Genomic DNA, 16566 nt, shown 5'->3' on the forward strand with positions numbered 1-16566 from the left:
ACAATAATATTTAAAATAATAATTTAAAATAATAAAAATATGCCTCCAGCAGCACGATTAACAGATTTTCATCAATGTCCTATGCAAACTCCTGCCGTTCCTGCACCTATTCCACATGTAGGTGGTCCTATAATAGGTCCAGGAGAGCCTACTGTTTTAATTTGCAAGTTACCTGCTGCAAGAGTAGGTGATATGTTAGTTTGTGTAGGACCTCCAGACTCTATTGTAAAAGGTTCATCAACAGTAATGATAGGTGGAATGCCAGCTGCAAGAATGGGAGATTCAACCGCTCATGGAGGAAGTATTGTATTAGGAGCTTTAAATGTAATGATAGGTGGATAACAGTAAGTCAATAACAAAACAAGAGAATCATTTTTTAGGTTCTGGATGGTCTTTTCCTGTTACTTTTTCAGCAGGAAATCATCAACTAAATCTCTCTGGTTATGAACAAAATGTGAATGAATCTATACGAATTATTCTACTTACAAATACTGGTGAACGTAATTTAAATTCAAGATTTGGCTCAGGGCTCCAACAGTTTTTTTTTAGAAAAATGGATGAAACATTAAAGGGAGAAATTGCAGATGTAGTCAGATTTTCTTTATTACACAATGAACCTAGAATAAGTTTACAAGAAATTACAGTTGCTTATGCTGATATTTTAGCTGGACTTATAGAAATACGAATTGTATATGTTTTTAATCAAACCAATACAAGACATAATTATGTTTTTCCTTTTTACATAAAAGAAGGTACCAATTTAGGAAGTAGATAAATGAATATATTGAACCAAAATACTATTTTAACTTCAGTAGAAGAAGCTTTGGTTCCATCATCTAATTTGATTGATGGAAGAACAGAGCGCGACTGGTTGAGTTTTATAGCGGATTTTGCTTCACTTATTAATTTTTACGACGCCTCTAATCAAATAAACGGTAACTGGTCTCCTTTTCTATTAAAAGATCCAATTATTATCTTAGCTTCCATTTCAAAAACAAATGTTACTAAAAAACATGCTCTTTTTCTCCATAGCTGTTCGCATATAGAATCTTTATTTCAAAAGGATGAAAATAATACAACCATTGGTAAACTAATCAGTTCTCTTTTTGATCAAATATTCCAATTGTTTGTAAAACTAGAACATTGGATTCGTTTTCTATTAAAATCTGACCAAGACTTTAGTCTTAAAAAATATATTCTTTACCAAGTTGAACATATTTATAGTGCTCAATTATGGGCTTTATTAACGCTACGCAGACAGTTAGTTTTGAATAATATTATGGCAAAAGTAGAAAACTTTGAATCTTCTATTTTTCAAAATGCTGATGCTACCATTTGGAAACAGAACAAAGACAAAAAAACCTATTGGGAAATACTCCATTTAGACCCATCCTTTCTTAAAAATAAAATCCCAGATTTCATTTCTGCCATAAAAAACTCTGGAGATCAATTGTTTACTTTTTTTACTACTATTACTCAACATGCAAAAATAGCTTTTGAAAAACTAAAAGAAACGAGAAGTCACTTTCCTGATACAATTTTAATGAGAACTTTTATTCAATTATTGATGCATCATCGCAATCAATTAAACAAAATTTCTCAAAAACACTTGGATTTTTATTATACGGATATTCTACAGCAAAAAATAAAAAATGCACTTCCTGATAGTGCGTTTATTACTATCTCATTAAGCAAAAAAGATACTTCTTTTCTTTTACCAAAAGGAAGTTTATTTGATGCTGGTGTGGATGCCCAAAAAAAGCCCATTATTTTTTGTTCTAATGAGAATATAACTTTAAATCCAGCAACGATAGTCAGTGCAAAAACAATAGCTGTAACAACTATAGAAAATACTTCTACTAAACTCTATTTAGAGAATATTGCTACTCCATCACTCTTACAAAAAAATGAATCTGGAAAAATTCAAGGTTGGCCTATTTTTGGTGATAACACACCTACTATAGCTTCATCAATACCATTAGGATTTGCTATTGCATCACCTTTATTATTCTTGAAAGAAGGAGACAGAACGATTCAGGTAACACTAAACTTTAATGAAGAAAGCGCCTCAACATTTTTAAAAAGTGCCACTTATTTTCTCAGTACACAAAAAGATTGGTTTTCTGTTCCTGTTTCCATTAATGAATCTAGTACTTCTTCTTTAGCAATAACTTTAACGATAACATTAGATGCTACCCAACCAGCCATTGAAGGATTTACCAAAAATCCTGATGGTTATGATTCACAATGGCCTATACTAAAAATTCAATTTGATAGTACTAATACTGGTATTTCTATTCCTATTTTAAATGCTGTTCAATTTGACGTAACTGTACAGAATATTACTTCACTTCAATTGTATAATGATTTTGGTGCTTTAGACACTAAAAAGCCCTTTGAATTATTTGGCCCAACTCCATTAGTGAATAGTAGTTTCATAATAGGAAGCAATGAAATTTTTAGTAAACCCTTGCAATCGCTTCAAATTGATATGACTTGGGACACTTTACCAAAAAGTTTTCAGACTTATTATCAAGAATACAATACTTATATTTCTAACACACTATCTACCACTTCTCAAAAACAATTGGTTTCAGACACATCTAAATCACATGGAATTTTACAAAAAATTGGTGACATTTTAAAAGCTGGATTACAAATAGTTAAAGATGTTCTAAAAAAGGCAGTAGATACAATTATAGCACTATTAAAAGAAATAGTACAATTGTTAAAAGATATTTTAGGCATAGTAGATCCAAATGCGACAACACCTTTCAATAACACTTGTTTTACCGTTGATTTTGAAATACTAAATAATGCCACTTGGAAAAAGATTGACATCATTAAAGAAGGTGTCGCAGTTGCCGAAGATGGCACGATAACACCCATTCCTTATAGTGTAAATAAATATTGTGTACCACCAGCAGACAGTTCTTCTAATTTATTATTCAGTACAAATAACGCAGCCGAAAAATGCGAATTAACAACTAAAAGTTTCTTTAGTTATACAGCCTTATCAAGTGCATTTCAATCACTAGTTCCATCCAATCAAAATACCGTACAAACAACTGAGGACACTACTATTTCTAAAACTGAAACAGTAGTAACTCCTTTTATAGCTGATCCAAATATTCAAAACTCATCTTTACCTTTTACTGCTGAAAGTCCATCTGGGTTTATAAAAATGATTTTATCTGGTCCTAATCCTTATGGTTTTGGTTCCCAAATATATCCAGAAATCGTAGCAAATATTGCTTTACAAAATGCCCTTCTGATTTCAAAAGATCCAAAAAATTCTAAAAAACTAGCTGCTCCAGCTAAGCTTCCTTTTGCTCCCAAACTAAAAACCTTAGTAGTAAATTATTCGGCTTCACAATCCTATGATTTAACTAAAACAGGAGATTTTCCGCTACAATGTTATACTTATTCTCCTTTTGTAAACTATTTAACCTATGATACTTCAGTAACTGTTCCCGTTTACAATTATAATGTGGGTGATAACAAAATAACTAGTTCACAAATTTCCACTGGAATTCCTCTTGTTTCCTCTTTATACAATTATAAAGGATTCTTATATATTGAATTAAAAGATGTAATAGCACCAAGTGAAATTAATTTTTATGTGGAATTAGGCAGAAAAGAAGGAAATATACCCACAGATACAAAACCAGATTATTATTATTTGAGCACTACAGGTTGGCAACTCTTGCCTCTTCTTTCTGATGGGACAAACAACCTGAGCTGTTCTGGGATTATTACTTTTAATTTACCAAAAGATATAAGCAATCAAACTACTCTAATGGATGGTGAAAACTATTGGATTTGTTTAGCTACGAAAAGTGACATCTCTAATTATCCAGAAATTACTTTTTTAAAAACAAATGGTGTTTTACTAACTCGTTCTGGAAATGAGTATTTATTGGACACAACCAAACCAAAAATTAATAGTGATAGCATTACCAAATCTCACATTGCTATTCCCGAAATTGCTAATATTATGCAACCTTTTCCTTCTTTTGGTGGAAAAGCAATGGAAAATGATACTATTAAAAATAAAAGAATCAGTAATAGATTAAAGACAAAGGATAGAATTGTTAGTTTGACTGATTATTATAGTGTTATACAACAAGAATTTAATGACATTTATTACTCCAAAGCTATTTATAACAACAAAAAAGTTGCTGTTTATGTTGTAAAAAAATGCAATGATGTAAACGATTATAATGCTTTTGCTCCTATGATTACTATTTGTGCGGAAGAAAAAATACAGCAATACTTGAAAACACGTACTTCTGCATTTACAACAATTACTGTTTCTAATTTTTCATTCTTAACTGTTACCGTAAACACTTCTATAACAGTTTCTAATGGTTATGAATTTCAAGGTGTTCAAAAAACAGTAGAAACTGCTTTAAAGCTATTTTTATCACCTTGGATTTCAACAAATAGTCCACAAATTACAATAGGTGAGAATCTAAGTGCTGATGATGTTATTCATTTTATAAGAACAATAGAAGGTGTTAACAATGTTGAAAAAGTAACGTTTAACACCACTAGATTATCACCAAGTGGAGATTTGATTGCACAAACAGATCTTACTTTACTATCATTAGATAAAAATCCCGAGTTAATAATCGCTTCCAATATAAATCATACTATTAATGAAAGAGATTAATTACATAATAGACCAACCACTTCCTATTACTCAGGATTTTAAATCTTTAAAAAAGGAAGGACTTGCTCATATCCAAAAAGTAAGTGGTAACGAATGGACTAACTTAAATCAAAGTGATCCTGGTGTTACCATATTAGATCAACTTTGTTATGCTTTAACGGAATTAGGCTATTGTAATGATTTTCCAATAAACGATATTTTAACCGATTCTGATGATAAGCTTGTCCTAAAAGATCAATTTTATTTACCTGAAGAGATATTAACCACTTCTCCTATTACTACTAACGATTATATCAAATATATTGTGGACGAAGTGAGTGAAGTTGAAAATGTAGTACTACTTCCAAAACAAAGTAATCAATCCTATGTCAAAGGTGTTTATCTAGTGTATTTGTCAATTGTGTCCACACTAAAAGACCCTATTGAAATTACAACTATTTGTCGTACGGTATTCTATCGCTTAAACAAGCGTAGAAACATTGGTGAATTATTCATGATGCCTTTACCCTTAGAAAAAACAACTTATATTTTAAATGGGAAACTTCAAATTAGCAATGAGGTAGAGCTTACAAAAGTACTTACCTTGCTTGAAAAGAAAATTAACAATTACATTTTTCCAAAAGCAATTCAGGAAGATGATGACCAATTACTTCTTGATGGTGAAGATACGGATACAATCTATAATGGTCCAGAAATGAGACATGGATGGATTAGTGACGCTAATTTAGGTGAGAAGAAAGATCGTATTACTACTCGAAATCTCATTACTATTATACGCTCTATTGATGGTGTAATTAATATTCAAGATCTTCAAATTAGTGGTGCAAAAAATAGTGATTTTGTAACTTCAACAGCTAGTCAATTACTTTCTTTTGATTTGAGCAAATTAGAAGTTACCTACACTAATCTTAAGAATGAAAATTCAACTACTATAGCAGATACACTTTCATTACCCGATTTATCATTCGATACCATAACAAATGATGAGGAGAAACTTCCTAAGGGAAAATTTAGAGATATTAATTCCTATTATTCGATACAAAATACCTTTCCAGAAATATATGCTGTGGGCGAAAATGCCATAAATTCAAATGCAAGTGATTTTCAAATTGCACAATCCCGTCAATTAAAAGGATATCTTACCTTATTTGATCAAATACTGGCTAATCAATTTTCTCAATTGGCAAATGTACCTCAACTCTTTTCGTTTAAAAATGGAATAACAGGTACACCTTCAGAATTAAAAAACTTTTATTCGTCTAAAACACCATATGAAAAAGAGCATCTTAAATATCCTGTACCTTATTTGAGCTTCTCTCCTACTTATTTTTATCAACCTTTATATACTATTCCTAATATAAAACCATTGCTTAAAAATAATGATGCTTTTAATTTTAGTTTAGAAGCAAGAACTAAAAGTGTAGCGGAAGAAATGAGTTGGAAAAAATTCAAAGAAGACCCTTACAATTCATACATAAGAGGCTTACAAAATCTTGTTGAAGACGAAACCATCAATTTGAATAGAAGAAATGAAATGTTAGATCATTTGCTAGCACGACATGGAGAATCTCCATTATTAATAAACACTGTCATTGAAGGTTCTATCTATACAGGAAATAGTGCTAAAGACAAAATCATTATTAAAAGCTTGTATCTTCAAAATTTAGGATTGCTTTCTTATTATAGATTTAAAGGATATAATTATCTAGGTGCGAAAAAAATTGAAGAAATAAAACTTGAATTACCTCTAAATCTGGAACAATTATTAATAGACGTCTCATCTGTTCGTTTTTATTTAGAATCTGAAAAAGACATTACTATTCCTAAAAATGAAAAATTTGAAAATGATTTCATATTCAATACCAATAAAGTCGATCAAATTGAAAAAGTAAGAAAACAGGACTTTATTAATTATGCTGCACTAGAATTACAACTTAATATTTTACTGAGTTTAAAAACGCCATATATTAATTATCTAGAAAGTGTATTAAATAATTTAGAACAAAAAAAATGTCCTCTTTGTGAAAATAGCTCACAACAAAATGAAAAATGCCAAGACTGCATTAATCAGTTAGAACAAATACAACAATGCTTATGGTTATTAAAAGAACGCAAAGGATTTGTTTGCATCGAAAATTGTTTGTTATATCCATTTGATAATACAATAGTGATAACGCAATCCATTGAAAATGGTCCTTACTATAAAATAAATGACCCACTAAGTTATGCTGAAACCATAGCCTTATGCACTTTTCTGGAAAATGCGAATACCATTGCTATTGAAACAAATTCAAATTCAATTCTTAACGAGATTGTTCTTACTATTGATGCTATTACTTATGAACTTATTGAAACAACACTAACTGTAGAAAATATAAATTGGGAACAGACAATTACTAATGGAACTAACTATTTTTTTGGAATTAATTCCGAAAATAGTTTTGAAACTTCTGAATCAATAGAAACTATAACTTTACTTTTCCCTGATTACATTCCTTATTTCAATACAGCCTATTTTAAAAACCGACTAGATACATTCTTGGAAAACACGCTACCTATTGAAGTTTCTTACAGTTATAGATTTGTAAATCAAGAAACCTTAAATAGTTTCATTCCCGCTTTTATAGATTGGCACAACAATTTATTATTTAATAATTCAACTTATAAAAAAACGACAGAAACTGCTACTGTATTAAGTAACATTATGAATAAAATACCTAAAGAATAATTTTATGACAAGTCAGGTAAATCATATCATATCTAAATTTAAATGGGAAAATTCTTTTGACCAAAAAGAAAAAGCTACTGAATTGCAACAACGCATCAGCAATTGGAGCAAAACAAAAATGCAAAAAGAAATAACTAGCATTTTTGATAGGATATGTCCTGCAAGTCAAACTTGGTGCATCCAATCAATGACATTGGATTTAGGTGTTATTGATTATGACACTTTAGAAGAAGAATTAGCACTAAAACTATTTCATCAATTAAATAACCAACTCATTGATATAATTGTAAATGCAGATAAACGAGCTGATATAATTGAAATTTCTAACACCAATACTTCTCAAATAGGCATGCTTGGTCATTATTTTCTAACTGGAAATATGCCTTGGAACTATAAAAACGATAGTTCTTTGAATAAAATGATGGCTTTTCAGTTCAAAAACAATAAAGAAGCAGTATTAAAAATGCTTAATGAAGTGGGAAAAACAGATGAAAATGTTAGAAAAAGAATGGCTTGGCAATTACAAGAATCTATTATTCTAAAAATTATTGAAGGTTTAGAAACCAGTAATCACAATCAAATTATTAAATTCTCTGAAGAGTTAACCAAAATTCAACAGCAAGAAACACTTGTTCCTGCTAATGAAAATGAATTCAAAAGAAACCTTTGGTTTTGGATACTCAATTATTTATTTACAGATAGAGGCACTATTTTCAATAAAGTTGCTTTTATGAGAAGTAGTATTCAACAAATGTCAAATCATTATAATGTGTCTTATTCTGAATTACTAAATATGATTGAATTGGCCATACAACATATTTATGTGGCTACAAGTACTAAAGCCGATTTTATATTAATCCTAAATTTTCTAACCAAAGAAAATGAGCTTATTAAAACCAAAAAAGAGTTAACCACAATTGAAAAACCTGATTATTGGAAACTTTTAACAGCACTTTTTAATTCAGCTTCACTTCGAAAAAACAGTACGAAGAAAAGAGAATTTAATGAGTTAATTATTGTCCTTTCGAAAGAAAACAAAACGAAATTCAGCACACTTTTTTCATCTTTAGGAAATTCTAATCTTTTTTGGACTGCTGTTGTTCCAGATTTAAAGAATGAAGCTTTAGAAAATATTTTTCATGCTGTTATTCCTGTTAAATCTCAAATGTTGATAGAAAGCATTTATTTTATTGAGAAGCTTTACAAGGAAATGAATGAGAAATTAGAGCTTTCTTTATTATGGGAAATTGGTATACAATTCCTTATACAATATAAAAACACACCTTTTGACAATAAAACATTTTTAAATTTTACGCTAAATGAATTAAGCAAAAAAAATAATGAACTAAAAGAGACCATAGTAAATAGGCTAACCAATGTAAATGTTCCTTCATCATCAAAAACTATTGCTACTTTAGAAATATATACTAATCTAACCTCCATTTTAATTGATGAAGTTTCAGAAAAAAACGCTCCTTCTCGTGAAACTAATTTTATCAATTTAATAACCGAATTAGAGCAACAAATAAAATCATATACTACTGGCACAACACACTCTATGGCTGTTCAAAAATTAATTAATGAACACATTCGTCTCTATCCAGTTCAATCCTTTGACACCCTGTTACATTACAAGGATAAAGGAATTATAAAACAGTTATTCCCATATATTTTAAACAAAAAAAATGCCCATATATTTATAAAAAAAGGAAACAATCCGAAGGTGTATTTAGTACAAACACTTGAAAAAGTAATAAAAGAAATGAGCCAAAATACTACTTCTGGAAATTTTAGTTTACTTCTTTTAGATTCGCTCTATTTACTAAGTGTAAAATTGATTCTATTACATTCTGAGTACACTAATATTCACTTCTTAGAAGCTATTTTAGAAAAACTCTTAAAACTTATTACACCTTCTCAAAAAACCAATTTTGATGTCTTTGTAGCTCTTCTTTTTAAACATGAAAAAATACAAAACATCACTTCTTCCGAAAGTAATCTGGAAAAAATACGATCTAAATTGTTTCATAACAAGCCTCAACCACTAACTGAAAAAACACTTACAAAAAATCAAATAATAGCTATAGAAAAACCTAGCCAAATACTTACAGAAAGTGTTCTAATAAATGGACATATAGTAACCACTCAAAATTTATATGAATGGATTAAAAAAAGTATTTTAAACGAATCTCTAAAAATCATTGGAAACAATCAAGAATTTAAATTGAAAGATTTATTGCAAATGGCTCTTGAAATCAATCCAGAGGAAGTGCGAAAAATACTTTCAAATAGCACCATAACCGATAAACGAATTAAACTATTAAAAAATAGTTCTGATTGGCAAATTTTTACTTTGTGGATTACTAATGATAGTGACACAAATATTAAAGAAGCCATGGAAACACTTAGATCATTTCATGAGTTCATCATACTTTTCATGGGTTCCAAAAACAGAACGCAAATTAAACGGTCTTTTTGGAAAATAACTTGGGAAATTATTCAACAAAATAAAACGACCGAAACCCTAGTAAAACCATTTATTGAGTATTGGATTAACGAAATGATAAAACAAGAAATGATAACTTCTAATGAGATTATAAACACTCTAACTACCAATAAAATAAGTATTAGTCCAATGTTGAAAAATATTTTAATGCAATACAACACGTCTTTTGCAAATCTAATTAGCGAATCCACAACAATTCCAAATGAGGACATACAATTTTGTGAGAAACAAGGTTTAATTGAAGCGTTATATGTTTCTTTAATTGTAGAAAAGAAAATCCCCCTTTGGTATAACAATACTAAAAATACTTCGGTAGTGGATTTATTTCATGAAGCATTAGCATACAATCCTACACCTTTTATTGTTATTTATAAGCAAAATAAAATTCCACAGTTGCAAAAACAACAATTATACGATTGGATGGATTTTAGAAAAACAATAACCGTTATCAAAAATAATGACAAAAGCAAACAACAACTATATACTATTGAACGCTTATATGCAGTTTTAGAACAATTGTCTATAAAAGGAATTACTTCAAAAGAAATACAAACTATTCTGTTTAGAAAAGTAATCCTTGCTTGGACAGAAAACAACTGGTCCATTCTTTCTGTAGAGAGCATTTGGCAAGAATTAGTATGGGAACTTCGTCAGAAAAAAAATATCCCTACAAAAGATATACTTCTTGCATTAGATAAAATAAAATATAGCTTACCTGCAGCTTTACAAATTAGCTTGAGTCAATTAATAAAATCAGATTCTAAAACTACAATACAAAATATAGAAGCAAAATTTCAGAAAAAAGTAGATTTAAAAACACTTTCGTCTCAAAAAAATGCTAGTGGAATAGCTGTTAAAAATGCTGGTATTGTTTTATTAAACAATTACATAGAAATACTAATGGAACGATTAGGTTTATTAGAAGAAAAACAATTTAAAGACAGTACTTCACAATTGAATGCGGTTCATTATTTACAATATGTTATTACTGGATTAACCAAAACAGAAGAAGTTTTATTACCACTAAATAAAGTCTTATGCGGATTACCTATAACAACACCGGTAATGGAAAGCATCATCATTACTGAAGATCAAAAAAAATTAATCAATGGACTTATTACTGCTGCTATTTCACATTGGCCAAATGTAGGAGATACTTCAATATTAGGTTTTAGAGGTAATTGGTTAGTAAGAGATGGATTACTTATTGAAAAAGAAGATCGTTGGGAATTAACTGTTGAAAAAAGAGTTTATGATTTATTGATTCACAAATCGCCTTTTTCCTTTTCTATTATTAAATATCCTTGGATGCAAAAACCTTTACATGTTATATGGCCCTATTAATTTAAAAATGAAATGAAAAAATGAAAATAAGAGCAAAAATAATTGATAGTAGTTAAAAGCCATTGTCTTCAATTTAAAAAAGAATACTAACAAATAATATAAACATTAAAATTAAATAATTATGAGTTCCTACAATGAAAATCTAAATGCAAGTGTAGTGTCATCCTTGCAAGCACAAGAACTAAAATTAAGCAATACCCAAGCACAATTAAATGCGGGTATGTTTACACTCTATTATGCAGAAGACGCAAAAATAACAGCTCAAGAAAAGTTAAAAAGAACAGAACAGAAATATTCTGATCAGGAAATAATAAAAGAAGAAGCTGTTGGAGATAACAACCTTAGTACAAATGTAGTTGCTACAGCTAATCAGGAAAAACAGTTTAACTTACAATCCGTTTCTAATACTGCGGTCGCTGCTGCAAATGTTCAAATTGCTACAAATGCTATAGTCAATTTAGCAAGCGATATGGGAAGCATAGTAAGTATTTTAAATGCCGCAGATTATGGTAGCCAAATTTACGAACAAGCACTTGCTGTAAACAAATTAATGAATGACACGGCATACAATGCTGAAGTAACCTCTCAATGGGCAATGGAAGCCTCGTCTTTAACTGCAGAAGTAACCGCAAGTACCGTTGCAGATATAGCAACAACTACAGGAGCATCTGTTACCAATCTATTAAGTGTTTTAGCTAGTCAATTAGAAGCTATCTCAGCTTTAGAAATTACAGAAAACGCAGCTTTTTCAGATGCAGCTACTGCTCAGAAAAAAGCAGAAGGTGAATTAATTGATGCTCAAGTAGAATATGATGCTGCTAAAGCTACCTACTTATCAAGTATCAACGAATTAAATTTAAACTTACAAATTACAGCCAAAAGTAATACCGATTTTACAGTACAATTTAGTCCTTATACAAACCCTTTCTATGGTGTTACTGAGAATGGTTTAATTACTTCTCCATACAATGTTAATCCTGTAGAAAATTATTACGTTTTTGTAGTTAAAGAAAATGAAAAATCAATTTTTTCAATAGCTACTGCTGAAGGGTTACTTGATACACCTGATATAGCTTTCCCTATAAATGTTGATGCTCTTGATTTAAGTACTGAAACTATTTCAGAAACCATTTCAATAACTCAAATGAAAGATACAAGTAATAACTCTTTAGTATTGGGAGAAAATTATGTTGTATTTGTTTTGGCACAGTTTACAGTAGATTATAAAAAATCATTAAATAATTTTGAAGATTATTTAACAGCTGCATCTTCTTCATTTGCTTTAACAACTCCTTTAAATAGTCCTAGTACAGATTCTATAAAAGTCTCTTTCTTAGAGGCAGATGCAAATCCTACTAATATAACAACTCAAGTATTACAATTTAATCTGAATGAAAAAAATAATAATGTTGAATATCGATGCATGTTTTTACTTAATAATTCAACATTAGTTAATCAAATGTTTAAAACAGAAGATTTATTATCAGTAGAAAATCAAATTGTAAAAGAAATTAATGATGAAATTAATAAGATTAAAGACGAGGAGGATGAAATAAAAGCATATAATAATAAAAACTTATTAGACACTTTAAATAGCGAATTAGAAGCTCTTATTCAGAAGAAAACAACGTTAAATCAAAATGATTCAGCTGCTGATACAGAAGTTAAAAAAGCAACAAAAAATAGTACTACGAATGATAATGATATTGATACTCAAATTACGGAATTAAAAGCTAGAATTCAAGAGTTAACTGCTATAGATTTAAGAGATATTAATCCAAGTGATAAAGAAGGAAATGTAAGTAGCCAAAATCAAACACCAAAACCTGGCTTCTTCTTTAACCAATTAATTGCAGAAAATGTTACTGATGGAAATTATACAGTGCCTTCTGGAAATCAAATCCAAATGGTAAAAAATAAAATAACAGTAGCACTTCCTATACAAGAAAACACCACTGATAATTTTGGAAATCCTCTTATTGAAGGAAATGAATACATTCCTGTTGTATTATCAGTAGCATCTGGACCTAAAAAAGTAGCTATTCAATTTTCAAACTCAATTTCTGATTTTAAAAATACAGCAACCTTCAACTACGCTACAAAAAAACAGCAATCAAAAATAATTAACAATTAAAAACACAGCAAATATGACAACAATAGCAATGAAACCATTAAAATATGGGGTTACCGAAAATAAAAAAAGAACTTTAGACTCTTTAACTATTCAAGTTTTAAATGCAACTGATGAAGTCTCTCAATTGCAAGCAATAGTAAGTTCTCTAACAGACAAATTAACTACTTATCAAGGTTTTTTAACACAAGCAGATGCAAATAAAACGCAAGCACTAAACAATGTTAATTTAATGAATAACGTAGTAAAAAATGCTTTAAACTTAAAAGATAATTCAAGAGTTGCTTTAAAAGAAGTTATAAAAGCCAATAGTAAAATCGAAAAAGTAGCTGAAAAAACTACAAGTGTTACAAATAAACTGATTTATACCGCAGAGATGATAAATAAGTTGGCTAATCTAATTATTAGAAAAAAAGCACAAAATCCTCTTATTTCAGATCAATTAATAACAATGGTTACAGCTGCTGGAAATAATGCAAACAATGCAGTGGCATTATCTTTAGTAGCTTTAAATGCAGCATTCACAGCTCAGTCAACAAATAAGGAAGTTCAAAACACGGCTGCTTTAGAAACTTTACAAGCTATCAAGTTGTACAATAAACTAACTAATGATAAAAAGACTAATAGTCCTAATTTATCCTTAAATACTTTATTAAACAATGCCTATAATACTACTGTTGTTGAATTCAATAAGATGCAAAGTGCTTATAATGAAACTTTAAATCAGTTAAATTTAAAAACAGCAGATTTGAATAAAGCTCAGATTAATTTAAAATCATTACAATCTGGTTTAGCCGCTGCAAATGCTGCTGCGCTTGCCTCATAAGAGGCTACAAAATCATTTAGTTTTTAGTCACAGTTTTTAAGGTCTAAATAGAAACTGTGATTAAAAACAATAAATTTCCCTAAAAAGAGAAAACATGAATAGTATTTACAAGAAATTTTATAGAACGTTCTATTCAAGAACCAGTTATATTCCTTCAAAACCGTTAAACAAAACGCTATTTCCTGGAGACTTTTTCCATATCATTAATGGAGAAATGATTCTTCTTGGAAATATTTTTAGTTCGCAAATTGTAGATACAAAAAATGTAGATTTTGAACATGCTATCAAATTAAATACAGATTCTTGGAAGTTTAGTGAAGGTGTTACCAAACCTTATTCTGGTAGAGGAACAGGAAATAATGCTATTGATGGAATATTTGAGTTTAGCAAACAAATTCTAGCTTTTGAATCCAGTGGTAGTTTCTTTTTTACAAGTAATGAACCCGAAGCGGTCAAAATAAAAAATTGGAGTGAGTTACAAAATGAATTAATAATCAAACTTACACAAACTTATTTTTCCTTCAGAGAACTTTATTTAATTACAGAAACAGCAAGTACTTCAGATTGGACATTAGCTATTTCTGGTTCAAAAAATGGAGAATTAGAAATTGCAATCGATACAGAAAATTTTGGTTTAGTAGACATTTTTGGGCATTCTTCTTCAAAAACAATTCAGTCGAAAGATATCGAATACTACAATAGACAACCAGAAAGAAAACCTAGCTTTTTTAAGGCAAAAAAATTAGTAGAACAAAATGAAACTGTACAAGTATTTATAGACGAACTTATTTACCAACGTACCTTACTAAATAAATGGGGAAAAGATTTTTATAAGTACAATCTGAATACTAATCACGAGCATGAGGCTGCCATTTTAAGCAACGCACAAATAAGCATTCTAGATCTTTTACCTAGTAATCAACTCAACCCAAACACAGCACTACTCTATTTTAAATGGGCAGATGCGTCTTTAGATGATATTGAAAAACTTTTTGTCAACTATGGAACCTAAAACTAACATAACAATTCTTCATGAGGAACTCGATTGGCTTGAAAAAGTAATACAGCAAGTCATTAGTAGTTATTTATTACAAGAAGGACATGAAAATGATTGGCACGATATTCCCTTACCCGATTTAACATTGGAGAATAGTACTTATGCTTCATTGGTGAACAAATGGAATTTAAATACCTATGAGCGTTTAGCCATGGCACTTTGTCTAGCACCACATCTCAGACCAGAACTATTAGATATTTTCTTTGGAAAAAATGGAATCTATGATAGAGGTTTTACAGAATTTGGAGGTGTTATCGACAAAAATCATAGTGGTTTTATTCCTACGGGTCAAACCTTAGCTTTTCTTATCACTGCTACACATAAAGAACTAAGAAATGAAGTACACAAAATAGTTAGTAAAGAAAACATACTCATCAAAGAAGATGTATTACAATTAGCCGAAACGGATGATTTCATACCTAAGTTAAATGGAATTCTTAGTTTACATCCTAATTGGTTTCATTATTTTATAACCAATGAAAAAATTAGTGTAGCACAAAGTACTTCTTTCCCAGCTCAAAAAATAACTAGCCCTTTAAATTGGGAAGATATTGTTCTTGATACTATCGTTATGGAACAAATAAACGAAATACTTACTTGGTTAGAACACGGTACTACTCTTTTAAATGAATGGGGCTTAAATAGCAAAATAAAACCTGGCTATCGGGCTTTGTTTTATGGTCCTCCAGGTACTGGAAAATCATTAACCGCTACCCTTCTAGGGAAAGCTACTCATAAAGAAGTATATCGTATTGATCTCTCTATGATTGTTTCAAAATATATAGGGGAAACTGAGAAAAATCTATCCAAAGTGTTTGATATTGCTCGAGATAAGGAATGGATTTTATTTTTTGATGAAGCAGATGCCTTATTTGGTAAACGAACAGCAGCAAACTCTTCAAATGACAGACATGCTAACCAACAAACCGCTCATCTTCTACAACTCATTGAAGATTTCCCTGGTGTAGTTATTCTGGCTTCTAATTTAAGAGCTAATATGGATGAAGCTTTTACGCGACGATTTCAAGCCATTATTCATTTTAATATGCCCACAACTGAAGAACGTTATCAATTATGGCAAAATGCTTTTTCAGGTATTTGCTCTTTATCAGAAGAAATTGATTTATACCAAATTGCAGAAGATTATGAGTTGGCTGGAGGTGCCATTATTAACGTATTACGATATTGTGCTTTAGCAGCAATTGGTAGAAATGACTCCGTTGTAACGAAAAATGAGCTATTGAAAGGCATAAAACGAGAATTCAGCAAAGAAAACAAAACCATACTTTTAAAATAATT

Annotated in this window: 9 protein-coding genes; all 9 read left to right on the top strand. The window is 29.9% G+C overall.

What is annotated here, in order from left to right; translation table 11 throughout:
- Nucleotides 1-39 precede the first annotated feature (39 nt).
- Nucleotides 40-342 (top strand): PAAR domain-containing protein, encoded by a 303-nt coding sequence (locus tag ACULEV_RS13350; protein ID WP_445455544.1) that lies wholly within the window; start codon nt 40-42, stop codon nt 340-342.
- Nucleotides 335-775: a GPW/gp25 family protein gene (locus ACULEV_RS13355; RefSeq protein WP_445455545.1), complete on the top strand. Its 441-nt coding sequence runs from the start codon at nt 335-337 to the stop codon at nt 773-775. Before ACULEV_RS13350 ends, ACULEV_RS13355 begins: the two co-directional genes overlap by 8 nt.
- Nucleotides 776-4675 carry a hypothetical protein gene (locus ACULEV_RS13360; protein WP_445455546.1) on the top strand — a complete coding sequence of 1300 codons (3900 nt, stop codon included), beginning with the start codon at nt 776-778 and terminating at the stop codon, nt 4673-4675.
- The gene (locus ACULEV_RS13365) at nt 4662-7403 is read left to right on the top strand and encodes a hypothetical protein (RefSeq protein ID WP_445455547.1); all 2742 of its coding nucleotides are present in this window, start codon (nt 4662-4664) and stop codon (nt 7401-7403) included. The genes ACULEV_RS13360 and ACULEV_RS13365 overlap by 14 nt, the downstream gene beginning before the upstream one ends.
- A gap of 4 nt (nt 7404-7407) precedes the next feature.
- Nucleotides 7408-11253, top strand: coding sequence for a contractile injection system tape measure protein (locus tag ACULEV_RS13370; protein ID WP_445455548.1), 3846 nt, complete (start codon nt 7408-7410; stop codon nt 11251-11253).
- 121 nt (nt 11254-11374) lie between these two features.
- Nucleotides 11375-13387, top strand: a complete 2013-nt coding sequence (locus tag ACULEV_RS13375) for a hypothetical protein (RefSeq protein ID WP_445455549.1) — start codon at nt 11375-11377, stop codon at nt 13385-13387.
- Between the two features lie 13 nt (nt 13388-13400).
- Entirely contained in the window at nt 13401-14210 is an 810-nt protein-coding gene (locus ACULEV_RS13380; protein WP_445455550.1) for a hypothetical protein, read from the top strand.
- Between the two features lie 94 nt (nt 14211-14304).
- Nucleotides 14305-15222, top strand: a complete 918-nt coding sequence (locus tag ACULEV_RS13385; protein ID WP_445455551.1) for a hypothetical protein — start codon at nt 14305-14307, stop codon at nt 15220-15222.
- On the top strand, nt 15212-16564 hold the full coding sequence (locus ACULEV_RS13390) for an ATP-binding protein (RefSeq protein WP_445455552.1): 1353 nt from the start codon (nt 15212-15214) through the stop codon (nt 16562-16564). Before ACULEV_RS13385 ends, ACULEV_RS13390 begins: the two co-directional genes overlap by 11 nt.
- The last annotated feature ends 2 nt before the right edge of the window (nt 16565-16566 follow it).

The sequence above is a fragment of the Flavobacterium sp. HNIBRBA15423 genome, from assembly GCF_052655965.1.